This window comes from Mariprofundus ferrooxydans PV-1, from assembly GCF_000153765.1.
Taxonomy (GTDB): domain Bacteria; phylum Pseudomonadota; class Zetaproteobacteria; order Mariprofundales; family Mariprofundaceae; genus Mariprofundus; species Mariprofundus ferrooxydans.
The window spans coordinates 22,700-35,903 of the sequence record NZ_DS022296.1 but is presented as its reverse complement, the minus strand read 5'-3'; the positions used below and the strand labels follow the sequence as shown (position 1 = coordinate 35,903).

The window sequence follows — 13,204 nt, the reverse complement described above, 5'->3', positions numbered from 1 at the left end:
TTTATAAAACGCAGATTATTGCCGTTTTGCCAGCCGGTTCCGGTGGGCAGGCGCAGAAATATGAAAGAGATAAATAGGAGATAAAAAGAATGGCTAAAGACATTCAATTCGGTGAAGACGCTCGTGCCAAGATGATGGTCGGCGTCAACAAACTTGCTGATGCAGTAAAAGTAACCCTCGGTCCGAAGGGCCGTAACGTCGTGATTGAAAAATCATGGGGTGCACCAACCATCACCAAGGACGGTGTATCCGTTGCCAAAGAGATCGAGCTGGAAGACAAGTTCGAGAATATGGGCGCACAGATGGTTAAAGAAGTCTCTTCCAAGACTGCAGATATTGCAGGTGACGGCACAACAACCGCTACCGTTCTGGCTCAGTCCATTGCCAAGGAAGGTGTGAAGGCTGTGGCTGCCGGCATGAACCCGATGGATCTGAAGCGCGGTATCGACAAGGCTGTAACAGCTGTTGTCGCTGAGCTGGCTAACCTCTCCAAGGAAGTTCAGAATCAGGATGAGATCGCTCAGGTTGGCACCATTTCTGCCAATGGCGATGCCGAGATCGGCAAGATCATTGCTGATGCGATGGATAAGGTCGGTAAAGAAGGCGTTATCACCGTTGAAGAAGCCAAGGGTCTGGAGACAGAGCTGGATGTGGTTGAAGGCATGCAGATCGACCGCGGTTATCTCTCACCTTACTTCGTGACCGACACCGAGCGCATGGAAGCCAATCTGGATCACCCATATATCCTGCTGTTCGAGAAGAAGATCTCCAACATGCGCGAGCTGTTGCCTGTATTGGAAGCGGTTGCCCGTACCGGCAAGCCACTGCTGATTATCGCTGAAGATATTGAAGGCGAAGCGCTGGCAACACTGGTTGTGAACAAGGTTCGTGGTGTGGTCAATGTGGCTGCTGTGAAGGCTCCCGGTTTTGGCGATCGTCGCAAGGCGATGCTGGAAGATATGGCGATCCTGACCGGTGCCAAGGTAATCTCTGAAGACCTGGGTCTGAAGCTGGAAAATGTAACCCTGGAAGATCTGGGTACTGCTGCAGCTGTGAAGATTGCTAAAGATACAACAACTGTTGTTGATGGCGCCGGCGAAAAAGCGGCTATTGAAGGTCGTGTTGCGCTGATCCGCAAGCAGATTGAAGACACCACTTCTGACTACGACAAAGAGAAGCTGCAGGAGCGTCTGGCCAAGTTGGCTGGCGGTGTTGCCGTAATCAAGGTCGGTGCTGCAACTGAAACAGCAATGAAAGAGAAGAAAGATCGTGTTGACGATGCACTGCATGCAACACGTGCTGCTGTTGAAGAGGGTATCGTTGCCGGTGGCGGCGTAGCACTGCTGCGGGCACGTAAGGCACTTGATAGCGTCAAGGGTATCAATCATGATGAAGATACCGGCGTGAATATCATTCGTCGTGCACTGGAAGAGCCGCTGCGTCAGATTGTTGCCAATGGCGGCGGTGAAGCGTCTGTGGTTGTGAACGAAGTGTCCAACAATAAAGGTCATTACGGTTATAACGCCCAGACTGAAGAGTACGGCGATCTGGTCAAGATGGGTGTGATCGATCCGACCAAGGTAACGCGTTCTGCACTGCAGTATGCAGCCTCTATTGCCGGTTTGTTGATCACGACCGAGGCAATGATTGCCGATATCCCTAAACCTGAAGCTGCTGCTGGAGGCGCTCCGGACATGGGTGGCATGGGCGGCATGGGCGGCATGATGTAAGGATTTGCCGGAGTGCGGCCTTACGGTCGTGCACGGGTAGATTTGCAACAAGATGAAAGGGCGGTTCCGAAAGGGCCGCCCTTTTTTTGTTGGGTGCTGGCGAATAGTAGAGGCCATGGCTCAGGTTGTTTTTGGCTATCGCATAAATAAGAGCTGTACCCACGGCTCTGGTTTGTTTTGAGCTACCGCATAAGTAAGGGCCGCACCCACGGTTCTGGTTGTTTTGAGCTACCGCATAAGTAAGAGCCGCACCCACGGCTCTTACTTATTTGCTACTATCGCGGTCCTCCAGAGCAACCCCATTACTCTGGAGGCCTTGCTTATCGCGCATAGCAGAGCAACGCCCATTGCTCTGCTATGCTTGCTTCGGTAGCGTGCCGAGTCCCAAATAATGGGGTGATCTGGCTGCTATAGCCTTACCCCGACTCTGAATTCTGAGGTTCATCATGCTCGAATCGATGCGTAGTCACGCACAAGGCTGGATTGCAAAAATTATACTCGGCGGTATTGCGCTGTCGTTTGTGCTGTGGGGTGTCGGTGATTATTTCCTCGGTGGCAAAACTGAACCTATAGCAACGGTAAACGGCAAAGCCATTGGCGGTGCTGAATTTTATCAGGCCTATGAGCGCCAGCTCAATGCTTACCGCTCCATGCTGGGCAAACAGTATTCCAGTGCATTGATGGACTCTCTGGGTGTTAAGGAGACAACGCTGCAGACGCTGATTAATCGGCGCATCATGCTCGATACGGCACAGCAGCTGCATCTGGCGGCACCCGCATCCGTGGTGCTGGCGACAGTGCATAGCGATCCCTCTTTTCAGTCTGCCCGTGGCTTTGATGTCCAGCGCTATCATGCCCTGACCCGTAATATGGGCTTCAGTTCCGCTCAGGATTATGAGAATGATCTGCGTTTGAATATTATGGTGGATGCGCTGCATAAAGCGCTGGTCGACTCTGTACATGTCAGTGAGACTGAAATTCGTGATCGTTTTAATCACGATTATCAGCAGCGGGTACTGGCTGCCGTTGTCGTGGATCCGGCGACTCAGTTGAACAAGGTTAAGGTCAGTGATGAGCAGGCTAAAGCCTGGTATGAAGCGCATAAGCAGAATTACAAGTCACCATTGCGTATCAATGTGAACACTGTCGAAATCGATCCGCGTAAACTGGCGGAGGACGTGCAGGTGGATGAATCTGAAGTGCGTAAGGCATTTGAGAAACGCAAGGCTGAATTCAGCCGGCCTGAAGAGCGGAAAGCACAGCATATCCTGATCAAGGTTGCCGAGAACGCTCCGGAAGCCGTGAGGGCGGCGGCGCGTAAAAAGATTGAAGCTGCACAGGCGCGCATCAAGGCTGGTGAAGATTTCTCTGCGGTGGCTAAAGCAGTGTCCGAAGATGGAACGGCTTCCAGCGGTGGTGAGTTGGGCTGGTTCAAGCAGGGTTCGATGGTGACGGCATTTGATCAGGCCGTATTTGCTATGGATAAGGGGCAAGTCAGCGATATTGTTGAAACCCCGTTCGGTTATCACCTGATTCGGCTGGAGGATATTCGTCCGGCGCATGAAGCATCGTATGATGATGTTAAGGATGGTATCCGACAGGACCTCGTCAAGGCTCGTGCAGCGGAGGAAGCATACAAGTTGTCTCAGGATTTGGATGAGGCTCTGGGAATGGAAGACTCTCTGAAAGCTGCTGCCACGTCCCTGGACCTTAAAACAATCAATTCAGGGCTGGTAAGTCGTGATGAAGCGCTGGCTGTACCCGTGCTGTCTGATCCCGAAATTGCTGCCAAGGCATTCTCCACACTGCCGGGGCAAGCTGTTGAAATCGTCGAAACAAGTGACGGCCGCTATGTTGCGGTGGAAGTGACTGAGCGGGTGGAGCCGGATGTATTACCTTATGCCAAGGTGGCTCGTCGTGTGTTGACCGATGCCAGGCTGGATGCGGCGGCCAAACAGGCAGCCGTCATAGCTGATGAGATCCGGCACAGTACAGGTAAGTCACTGGATGAGCTGGCACAGCAGTATGGTCAGGCAAAGTATATTTCCAAGCCGGTACGCAGTAACGGTCAGGGCGATAATGCTTCATGGTTGAGTCAGGCGCTGCTTAAGCAGGCATTTTCCACGAAGGCGGGTGCATGGGTTGATCAGTCTGTTCATGTGCCTCAGGGCTATGCTGCGGTGCGTGTGCAGCAGGTGATTGCTGCCTCCGAAGCTGAATACAACAAGCAAAAAGACCAGATTGCTGCAGAAGTAAGAAAGGCCAAGGGCGCTGCCCGTTTTGCCCGCTGGATGGCATCGGTACGTGACCGTTATGAGATTACAACCAATCCGAAAGAGTTGGACCGCTACAAGTAAGTTGCTGCTCTGATCTGATTGAAAAAACCGCCCGCGTGGCGGTTTTTTTATGCCTGATATACAAGGGTGGGAGGTATGTATTCATGTTAGCCATAGCGCCGAATGTAGCCTGTGGTTTATGTGTCCGGCCATGCGAGCTGTGGCAGGCGTACTGCTCCCGACTGCTGGAGTTTGATGTTTGTCTCTTTCCCGGGCTGATTTGCATTTTGAGATCTGGCGTCTAGGGTACCCGCCAATGCTTACCGGAAACAATCTGGAAACTAAGGAAGCAGGCCGTTTGTCTTTTCGTGCACCAGTTGCGAATGACGGTCCGGAGATACATGCGCTTGTTGAGCGCTGTAAACCGCTGGACGTCAACTCCCGGTACTGTTATTTAATCCTCTGCGAACACTTCTCTTCAACCTGTGTGGTTGTTGAAGAGAACAATGCCGTGGTTGCGTTTATTACTGCCTATATTCCGCCCGAACGACGTGACACGCTGTTTGTCTGGCAGGTGGCTGTAGATGCGCGACTGCGCGGACGCGGCGTGGCCAAGAAGATGCTCAGACATCTACTGTCGCGCCGTAATCTCAAGAGCATACGCCATGTCGAAGCGACGGTAAATCCTTCCAATGACGCATCGCGTTCCCTGTTTCAAGGGCTGGCTAACGAGTGCAAAAGCACGATTCATGAATCACTTATTTTTCCGGCCGACATGTTCGGCGAAAATCATGAACAGGAGAACCTGATTCGCGTGGGTCCGATTACTTCGGTAAGCAAAACCTTAATCGGGAGATAATAGAAACATGAGAATTTTTGAAGAGATGGAATCCGAGGTTCGGGGTTATATCCGTTCCTTTCCTGCCGTATTCGATGTTGCCAGAGGCTCTGAGATATTTGATGAGCACGATAACCGCTATATCGATTTTTTTGCCGGCGCCGGATCTCTCAACTACGGTCACAACAACCCTGCTATCAAGGAGGCGCTGATCGAGTATCTCCAGCATGATGGTATTGTCCATGGACTGGATAAAGCCACTCTGGCCAAGCAGGCCTTTCTGACGAAGTTACGCGATACGATTTTTGCGCCGCGCAACATGGAGTACAAGGTTCAGTTTACCGGCCCTACAGGCACGAACTCTGTGGAAACAGCACTGAAGCTGGCGCGCATGGTTAAGGGGCGCTCCAATATTATCGCTTTTACCAATGCCTATCATGGCCTCTCCATGGGGTCACTGGCTGTTACCGGCAACTCCTTCTATCGCGATGAGTCTTATGGCGTGCGCGCCAACAGCGCTTTTATCCCGTTTGATGGTTACCTCGGATCGGGTTTCGACAGCATGGCTTACCTGCGTAAGCTGCTTACCGACCAGAGCAGCGGCGTCGACCTGCCGGCTGCGATTATTGTCGAAACCGTTCAGGGTGAGGGTGGCATCCATGTGGCGCGTGATGAATGGCTGCAGGAGCTGGAGTCGATTTGCCGTGAATTCGATATTCTGCTGATTATCGATGATATCCAGATGGGTAATGGGCGCACAGGAACCTTTTTCAGCTTTGAGCGCGCCGGCATTATGCCGGACATGGTGACGGTTTCCAAATCAATCGGCACCGGCTTACCCATGTCGCTGTTGCTGATGCGTCCGGAACTGGATCAATGGAAGCCCGGTGAACATACCGGTACGTTCCGTGGTAACAATCTGGCTTTCGTTGCCGCTACCAAGGCCCTGGAATACTGGGATACGCCTGATTTTGCCGAAGGTATTGCTTACAAGGGCGGCCTGTTTGAGAAAGGATTGAAGGCAATCCTTGAGAAGCATCCGGAGGCCTGCGGTGAGTTGCGCGGTGTAGGCATGGTTTGGGGAATCGACTTTTCCGATGCCGGTTTTGCCAGCAGTATCTCTGAGGAGGCATTTAGCCGCAATATGATCATCGAAACAGCCGGTGCCAACGGTCAGGTGCTGAAATTCCTGCCCGCACTAACCATTGATGAAGCGCTTATTGAAGAGGGGCTGAAGATTATCGATGATTCGATTGCGGCCGTGTTGAAGGTGCGTCAGGGGCTGCGTGAAGGGGTGCTGGTATGATTGTTCGCCACCTGAACGATATCATCGATAGCGAGCGTGATGTGCACGCGAAAAACGGTAACTGGGAGAGCCGCCGGCTGATTCTTAATAATGATGCCGTGGGCTTTTCGCTGCACGATACAATCATTCACGCCGGTACGGAAACCCTGCTCTGGTATAAGCATCATATTGAGGCGGTGTACTGTATCGAGGGTGAAGGTGAAGTTGAGACAACAGATAACGGCGAGGTTTATAAAATCAAGGCCGGCTCCGTTTATCTGCTCAATGGCAACGAGCGCCACTGGCTGCGGGCCAGAACAACCATGCGCATGGTCTGCGTATTCAATCCACCGGTAACCGGCAGTGAAAAGCACGATGCTGATGGTGCCTACTGCCCGGGTGCTGAGGCAGGCAGCTAAGCCAGCTACACAGCGATGAACAACCACAGTGTAGAGAAGGTCGGCGGCACGTCGATGAGCAACTATGTTGCCGTGCGCGACAATATTATACTGCGCCCGGGGGCTGGTGAGAGTCGCTGCCAGCGAATTATTGTCGTATCGGCTTACGGCGGCATCACCAACCAGCTGCTGGAGCATAAGAAGAGCGGTAAACCGGGCGTTTACGCCCTGTTTGCCGACGCTGTCAATGATGACAGCTGGCGCGAGATGCTGCACGCGGTCAAGGATGAGTTCTTCGCCATCAACAGTTCGTTGTTTGGCAATACAGAGCTGTTGACCCGGGCGAATGCATTTATCAGTGAGCGGCTCGAAGATGCCGAGCGCTGTCTTTCGGACCTGCAGAGCCTTTGTCGCCATGGTCATTTTGCACTGGAGTCACACCTGGCCGAAGTGCGCGAGATGCTGGCCAGCGTCGGAGAAGCGCACAGTGCCTGGAATACGGCCCAGTTGCTAAAGCGTGACGGTATCAATGCCTGCTTTGTCGATCTCACCGGCTGGCGTGCTACGTGCCACACCTCGCTTGATGAGCGTATTATCGACGCCTTCGCTTCGATTGATCTTGAGCGTGAAGTGCCGATCGTTACCGGTTATGCGCATAGTGACAGCGGTGTGATGTCCACCTTCGATCGCGGCTACAGCGAGATGATTTTCAGCCGTATTGCTGTGCTGACAGAGGCGCGCGAGACCATTATTCACAAGGAATTTCACCTGAGCAGTGCCGATCCGCGGCTGGTGGGTGAAGATAAGGCCGTACCGATAGGGCGTACCAACTACGATGTCGCCGACCAGCTGGCCAATCTCGGTATGGAGGCGATCCATCCGAAGGCGGCGAAGGGGCTGAGGCATCGCAATATTCCGCTGCGTGTCAAGAATACCTTCGAACCGGATCACCCCGGCACGCTGATCACCAGCGACTATCGCAGTAGCAGGCCGTGCGTGGAGATCATCGCCGGACGTAAGGGAGTCTATGCGCTGGAGCTCTTCGATCAGGACATGACCGGCAGTATCGACCTATATGATCGGCAGATTCTCGAGACAATCCGCCGTTTCAGGGCGCATATTGTCTCCAAGGACATCAATGCCAACACCATCACCCACTACCTGTTTACCAACCTGAAGACGGTGCGCCGTATCCGTACCGCGCTTGAGCAGTGCTATCCGGATGCCGAGCTTGATCAGCAGAAGGTTGCTATCGTTTCGGCCATCGGCAGTGATATGCAGGTGCCCGGTATCCTCGCCAAAACCGTCGGCGCGCTCGCTGCTAATAACATCAGTGTTCTGGCGATGCATCAGTCGATGCGTCAGGTCGACATGCAGTTTGTCGTCAACGAAGAGGATTACGAGTTGGCGGTCAAGAGTCTGCACGGCGTGCTGGTTGAGATTCACGATCACGGCAAGTGCATATCGGCACCACCCGGCTGATGCTCACAGGCTGCGCTCCGATGATCATAGCCAGTAAAGTAAACGAAGTAACAGATAAGCCGCTCTTGTGGCGGTTTTTTCTGTCTGTTCGGAGGCCAAACCGTCACAGAGTCGGTTTGAGACAGAATCCAGCACATTTCTTTCAAATCAATTATGAGCTGCCAATAGCACCCTTGTGTTAACTTTAGAATTATCTTTGGACGGTTTGAGGTTGCGTGATGACACTGAGCACCCCTAGGTAGATTCATTAACCCCCACTCAAGAGTTTTAAGATAACAGTGATAACTGCAGGTTACTCGGCTATTTGATTAGTGATAAGCACACAATGCGCGACCTGTCGCAATATCTCTGCGACATTATGCCACATTTTACGAAAACTCCCCGTCAGTAACATCCGCCGCCAAGCAAATGATACCGAATGCAGTCAGAGGCTTTCAGTCGACAGGATGTCTGCAATTGAGGGGGGATATATAATGATTTTCAAAAAGCTCTTTTCCAGTGAAGAAGGGCATATCTTTTCTGGAAACAGAAAAATGGATAAAGCTGCAACATCGTCATTCCGTGTGAGGCACCTGCTGTTTTCTGTGCTAGCCATCGGTATGGCGCAAGGTCATGCATGGGCCGAAGAGAATCTGCCGACCATCAAGGTCAATGCGGCTCCAGCCGACACGCAGGCAGCCGATTGCACAGTGGTAGGCAAGGATGAAGTGAAATCGAAGTCTATCGCGACGAGCGACACCGCTGGCCTGCTGAAAAACACACCCGGGGTGAATCTTCAGAGTGGCGGCGGTGTTTCCAGTTTGCCAACGATCCACGGCTTGGCTGATGATCGACTTCGTATCAAAGTCGATGGGATGGACCTGGTATCCGCCTGTGCCAACCATATGAACCCGCCACTCTCCTACATCGATCCGAGCAATGTAGGCAGTGCGACGGTTTTTGCCGGTATTTCACCGGTAAGTATGGGGGGAGACAGTATTGGTGGAACAATTCTGGTCAAATCTGAAAGCCCTGAATTTGCCAAGCCCGGTGAAGGCACGCTCTTAAAGGGTCAAATCGGTGCATTCTATCGTAGCAACGGCAATGTCGTGGGAGGCAGTGCCTCTGCAACGGCCGCTACCGAAACGGCCAGCGTCAGATATAACGGCTCCACTGTGAAAGCAAAGAATTACAAGGCTGCTGCAGCCTTCAAGCCAGCGGGTCTTGCCGCGGTAGATCGAGGGTGGTTGGCAGGCGATGAGGTTGGCTCAAGCATGTACGAAGCGACCAACCACGCTCTTGCAGTCGATGTGTTAAACGGCGACAACATGATCGATCTGAAACTCGGTCTTCAGGACATCCCTAAACAGGGCTGGACAAATCAACGCATGGATATGACTGGCAATAAGAGCATTCAGGCAAATCTGGGTGTGACCAGTGAGTTCGATTGGGGCAACCTGGAGTCGCGAGTCTACTTCGAAAATACAAAACACTCCATGCAGTTTGGTCAGGACAAACAGTTTCTTTACGGAGGGGTTGCACGCGGTATGCCTATGGATACCGAGGGTAAAAACCTTGGTGCCTCTCTGAAAGCAAACATTGACCTATCGTCTGCTGATCTGCTGCGGGTCGGTGCAGAGTATCAGCAGTACCGACTGGATGATTGGTGGAATCCTTCCGGTGGAGCAATGATGGCACCGAACGTTTTCTGGAACATCAATGGCGGCAAACGCGATCGAATGGCGGTTTACAGTGAGTGGGAGTCCCAGATAAGCAGTAGCTGGCTGAGTCAGTTGGGCCTGCGATTCGAGCGTGTTGATATGAATACAGGTGCTGTTCAGGGATATAATACGATGATGGCCTTCCAGGGCGCAGAATCCGCCGCTTTTAATGCCACAAATCGCAAAAAGGTCGATAACAATATTGATGCGACTGCGCTGGTACGCTTTACCCCGGATGAGAACAAGACCATTGAGTTCGGTTACGCGATGAAGACCCGCTCTCCGAATCTTTATGAACGCTACACATGGTCCACTGCCGGTATGATGATGCGCATGGTGAATATGGCCGGTGATGGCAATGGTTACGTTGGCAATCTAAATTTGAAGCCGGAAACTTCCCATACGATAAGTGCCACGGTTGACCTCCATGATGCTGGCAAGAAGCAGTGGGGAGTGAAGGTGTCACCTTACTACACCTACATCAGCGACCATGTCGATGCAGCACGTTGTAGCTCTGCCAACGCCAACTGTGGTGCGGCAAACCAGACAGCGACCAATTCATTCGTCTACCTGCAGTTCGTCAACCAGTCAGCCCATCTGTACGGTGTCGATTTATCAGGAGATCTCCTCGTTAGCGATAATAGCTACGGCAGTGTAACCGCCAAAGGCCTGATGAATTACGTTCGCGGCAAAAACAAGGTAACCAGAGAAAACCTTTACAATATCATGCCTCTGAATGGGCATATGATCCTTGAGCATGCTCTGGGTGGATGGAGCAGCAGTGTTGATGTTGAGATGGTTGCAGCCAAGAAGAAGGTGTCGAAGGTCAGAAATGAAATGGTGACGGGGGGCTACACACTGGTGAACCTGCATAGCACCTACCAGTGGAAGCAGGTCCGCCTTGATGTCGGCGTAAGCAACCTCCTGGATCGCTTCTACAACCATCCGCTGGGTGGCGCATATCTTGGTCAGGGCGCAACCATGGGTACCGCTGTTCCCTGGGGTATCGCGGTACCGGGCATGGGCCGTTCCATCTTTGCAGGGGTTACCATCGACCTTTAACAACGAATCGTTCCATATTCTCGCCCAGCCGTACTTTGTGCGGCTGGGCTTTTTTATGTGGTGTTTTTTAAGTGTTGCTCATATTGAATCGCACGCAATTGGGTGAACCACCTTTTCCGCCGGTCGAGGCATCCGTGCCCTCACCCTTCGGGCGCAAAGTGTGCAAACCGGCTCTCCTGCCGATTTGTTATTCAGACCATCCATGGCCTTCACCTTTCAGGCGTAATACGTGCAAATCATCTGTCCTGATGATTTGTCATTCAGGCTGGCTAACGGCGGGCTGAGGTTTATGGGTTAGAGCGCCTTGTGGATGCCCTGCAGTATCATCTGGACGCCGATTGTGCCGGTCAGCAGGGCGCTGGCCCTGCCGGTGATATCAATATAGCGCTCAAGCAGATCGGCATTGCGTACCTTGATAATATCAAAGGCGTATTTCAGCACCATCAGCATCAGCACAGTCAATATAAGCGACAGGGTGATCGCGGCTAATGCCAGCGGATAGCTGAGGGTGGTGCCGGTAATAACGCTGGCACTGATGGTCCCGGGTCCGATCATGAATGGCATGGCAATGGAGCCGGAGAGGTGGGCGGGATCGCCGCCGCGCATTTTCTTGATCGCGTCGCTGCCGGTGAACATCATTTGCAGGGCAATGATAAAGATGACAATGCCGCCGAAGATCAGAAAGGATGAAAACTGAACCTGCAGGATATCGGTGAAGATCGCATCGCCTCCCCAGGCAAAGACCAGAAACACCGAGCCGCTAATGAGCGTGGCACGAAACAGAACCTTGAAAAAAGTGCCTCTATCCAGATCCTGGATCAGGTCGAGCAGGTAAATACTCATCAGGAAAGGGTTGAATAGAACGAGAAAGAGAGTCAGGGACTTCAGGAAGGGATCCATAGCAACCCTTGCTAGGTAAAGCACAACAGGGTGTCAAGCTGGCACCCTGCGATATTGCTCCGGACGAGCGGGATCAGCTTTCAGCGGATTGTACCTGCCGGGTTATGGCACCAGACACGCTGTTTCGACCGCCAGGGCAGTCTGAGCATTCAGACATATTCAGATTTAAGCCGGGTCATGATGAGACCCCCGGCGAAAGTGCAGCCTAGGCAGGCTATTCCTTCATCAGTTTGATGGCTCCACTTTGAATCATATCCTGCAACTGGCCCAGAAGCGCTTTCTCATGACTGTCTATAATACCATCCTCATCAGCAAGCATCATGATCTGCTCACGCTCCCACGGCGTGATTTTCTCATCATGAATAGCTGTTTTTATCATGGTATTTAACTGTACTGCTGATTTGCTGAGTTCTGACATTGCTCAATCCCCCGGTTTATCAATGGTTTTAACAGTGTATAGGCTTCATTTTGCCTGGAGTGATAGATAAGCACCTTCCATGCCAAGCCGGTGGAATTTTATTGCTCAGGGTGTTGTATTTGCCGGATAATAGCATTGAGCAGGCCCTCTTCGGCTTCGGCGCGTTGTTGCAGCACCCACAGGGGGCGATCAGCAGCCCACAGGCGGACAAGTTTGACGGCATCTTTAGCCGTTACCGCAACTGGGGTGTTAAGCGCCAGCAACGCTGCTGTATCCTGTTTGGTAAAGCGGTAATGATCCGGCCATGTTTGTGTCGAGAGCAGGGCGATGCCGGTTGATGCCAGGTCATCGAAAAAGCGCTGAGGTCGGGCGATGGCCGTAGCCGCGCATACTTGTGCGGGTGCGGGTGCGCCGGTATTGCGAATATCGATCAGCTCGCCGGCTTTGGCTTGCCAGCGCCACTCTTTGTGCGACCAGACAGGATCGATCCGGGCTTGGGGCCGGTTGGATGTGCGAACCACGATATCTGCGCGCTGCAGGGCAGCAACAGGCTCCCGCAGTGGTCCTGCCGGAATTTGATGGCCGTTACCGATACCTTCGGCAGGCACCAGCACAATATCGCAGCAACGATCCAGCTGGCGATACTGAAAGCCGTCATCGAGGATTAGCAGATTCCCTATCCCGGCCGCCAGCTGGCTGCCGGCTACCCGATCCTGTGCGGCGATCACGGGGCAGGGGGCCAGGTCAGCCAGCATGCATGCCTCATCACCGACGCTGTTGGCATCGGCTCGCGCTTCCACCAGTGCAGCTTTTCCGGATTTTCCGCCGTCACCACGACAGAGGATGACTGGTTGGTATCCGTGTGCTTTCAGCTCGGTGGCCAGCCACAGGGCAAACGGTGTTTTACCGCTACCGCCGGCAGTGATATTGCCGATGGAGATCATCGGAATGGACGGTTTGATTACAGCTCTGCTGCGTTTGCTTAAATGGCGGCGGCTGATCGCGGCATAGGCCGGCTCCAGCAAACGCAGCAGCAGCGGAGGCCGGGCTTGGGACCACCAAATCCTCTCCACCCAGGCATGGATGTTAGCCATGCGGGCGCTTCAGTATGTATA

Annotated in this window: 10 protein-coding genes; 7 read left to right on the top strand and 3 right to left on the bottom strand. The window is 52.9% G+C overall.

What is annotated here, in order from left to right; genetic code table 11:
* The first annotated feature begins 89 nt into the window (after positions 1 to 89).
* The 7 genes from groL to SPV1_RS13520 all read left to right on the top strand — a co-directional run bounded on the left by groL (position 90) and on the right by SPV1_RS13520 (position 10,771).
* Entirely contained in the window at positions 90 to 1,730 is a 1,641-nt protein-coding gene (gene groL / locus SPV1_RS13550) for a chaperonin GroEL (protein WP_009851802.1), read from the top strand.
* Between the two features lie 446 nt (positions 1,731 to 2,176).
* Complete coding sequence (locus SPV1_RS13545; protein WP_009851801.1) at positions 2,177 to 4,087, top strand: SurA N-terminal domain-containing protein; 1,911 nt, start codon at positions 2,177 to 2,179, stop codon at positions 4,085 to 4,087.
* 235 nt (positions 4,088 to 4,322) lie between these two features.
* Positions 4,323 to 4,865: a diaminobutyrate acetyltransferase gene (gene ectA, locus SPV1_RS13540; protein ID WP_009851800.1), complete on the top strand. Its 543-nt coding sequence runs from the start codon at positions 4,323 to 4,325 to the stop codon at positions 4,863 to 4,865.
* A 7-nt stretch (positions 4,866 to 4,872) separates the two neighbouring features.
* A complete protein-coding gene (gene ectB / locus SPV1_RS13535; RefSeq protein ID WP_009851799.1) occupies positions 4,873 to 6,150 on the top strand; it encodes a diaminobutyrate--2-oxoglutarate transaminase in 1,278 nt (425 codons plus the stop codon).
* Positions 6,147 to 6,548, top strand: a complete 402-nt coding sequence (locus SPV1_RS13530) for an ectoine synthase (RefSeq protein WP_009851798.1) — start codon at positions 6,147 to 6,149, stop codon at positions 6,546 to 6,548. Before ectB ends, SPV1_RS13530 begins: the two co-directional genes overlap by 4 nt.
* Before the next feature lie 15 nt (positions 6,549 to 6,563).
* Positions 6,564 to 8,009, top strand: coding sequence for an aspartate kinase (locus SPV1_RS13525; protein WP_009851797.1), 1,446 nt, complete (start codon positions 6,564 to 6,566; stop codon positions 8,007 to 8,009).
* 473 nt (positions 8,010 to 8,482) lie between these two features.
* A complete protein-coding gene (locus tag SPV1_RS13520) occupies positions 8,483 to 10,771 on the top strand; it encodes a TonB-dependent receptor (protein WP_009851796.1) in 2,289 nt (762 codons plus the stop codon).
* 294 nt (positions 10,772 to 11,065) lie between these two features.
* On the opposite strand, the gene SPV1_RS13515 is transcribed toward SPV1_RS13520, so the two are convergent.
* The 3 genes from SPV1_RS13515 to lpxK form a co-directional block, all read right to left on the bottom strand.
* Positions 11,066 to 11,671, bottom strand: a complete 606-nt coding sequence (locus tag SPV1_RS13515; RefSeq protein ID WP_040882029.1) for a MarC family protein — start codon at positions 11,669 to 11,671, stop codon at positions 11,066 to 11,068.
* A 214-nt stretch (positions 11,672 to 11,885) separates the two neighbouring features.
* A complete protein-coding gene (locus SPV1_RS13510; RefSeq protein ID WP_009851794.1) occupies positions 11,886 to 12,089 on the bottom strand; it encodes a tRNA lysidine(34) synthetase TilS C-terminal domain-containing protein in 204 nt (67 codons plus the stop codon).
* 98 nt (positions 12,090 to 12,187) lie between these two features.
* Positions 12,188 to 13,183, bottom strand: a complete 996-nt coding sequence (gene lpxK, locus SPV1_RS13505; protein ID WP_009851793.1) for a tetraacyldisaccharide 4'-kinase — start codon at positions 13,181 to 13,183, stop codon at positions 12,188 to 12,190.
* Positions 13,184 to 13,204: the final 21 nt, after the last annotated feature.

Excerpts from the sequence above, each read along its gene's own strand:
- SPV1_RS13530 (WP_009851798.1), top strand. The coding sequence starts at position 6,147 with ATGATTGTTCGCCACCTGAACGATATCATCGATAGCGAGCGTGATGTG.
- SPV1_RS13545 (WP_009851801.1), top strand. The coding sequence starts at position 2,177 with ATGCTCGAATCGATGCGTAGTCACGCACAAGGCTGGATTGCAAAAATT.
- lpxK (WP_009851793.1), bottom strand. The coding sequence starts at position 13,183 with ATGGCTAACATCCATGCCTGGGTGGAGAGGATTTGGTGGTCCCAAGCC.
- SPV1_RS13520 (WP_009851796.1), top strand. The coding sequence starts at position 8,483 with ATGATTTTCAAAAAGCTCTTTTCCAGTGAAGAAGGGCATATCTTTTCT.
- ectB (WP_009851799.1), top strand. The coding sequence starts at position 4,873 with ATGAGAATTTTTGAAGAGATGGAATCCGAGGTTCGGGGTTATATCCGT.
- SPV1_RS13510 (WP_009851794.1), bottom strand. The coding sequence starts at position 12,089 with ATGTCAGAACTCAGCAAATCAGCAGTACAGTTAAATACCATGATAAAA.
- SPV1_RS13525 (WP_009851797.1), top strand. The coding sequence starts at position 6,564 with ATGAACAACCACAGTGTAGAGAAGGTCGGCGGCACGTCGATGAGCAAC.
- ectA (WP_009851800.1), top strand. The coding sequence starts at position 4,323 with ATGCTTACCGGAAACAATCTGGAAACTAAGGAAGCAGGCCGTTTGTCT.
- SPV1_RS13515 (WP_040882029.1), bottom strand. The coding sequence starts at position 11,671 with ATGGATCCCTTCCTGAAGTCCCTGACTCTCTTTCTCGTTCTATTCAAC.
- groL (WP_009851802.1), top strand. The coding sequence starts at position 90 with ATGGCTAAAGACATTCAATTCGGTGAAGACGCTCGTGCCAAGATGATG.